Raw genomic sequence first — 356 nt, 5'->3', positions numbered from 1 at the left:
GCCAGGGCGCTATAGAAAAGCAACTGATACAGATTCGTCGGCACGTCTGTCCATTTTCTAACGATGCCCAGCGCGACCACGACCAGCGCAGCCGGGTAAATGGCGCATAGCACGGGAACCGCCATTGCGGTGAGGGAATTCAGTCCCAGCACGGCAAGTGCTGCTGACACCATCAGGGAGAGCGTCACCAGCAGCCCATAAGACGCACCGGTCGTCTGGTTGAAATAGCGCGCCGTTCCGGTCGTCAGACCAATGGCCGTGACCAGACAGGCGAGGGTAATGATCGCCGCCAACAACACCCGGCCATAAACGCCAAAAACAGTCTCGACATAGGCGCTCATCACCTGCATACCGTT

Annotated in this window: 1 protein-coding gene; it reads right to left on the bottom strand. The window is 58.1% G+C overall.

The genetic code is table 11. The features are described 5' to 3' along the window. Nucleotides 1-356: branched-chain amino acid transport system II carrier protein (locus OGV52_RS01635; RefSeq protein ID WP_286454503.1), on the bottom strand; the 356-nt coding region annotated here is incomplete at both ends.

It is taken from the genome of Citrobacter sp. Cb041, from assembly GCF_030336655.1.
Lineage (GTDB): Bacteria > Pseudomonadota > Gammaproteobacteria > Enterobacterales > Enterobacteriaceae > Citrobacter > Citrobacter braakii.
The sequence above is the reverse complement of the archived record's forward strand: the minus strand, read 5'-3'. Positions and strand labels throughout refer to the sequence as shown.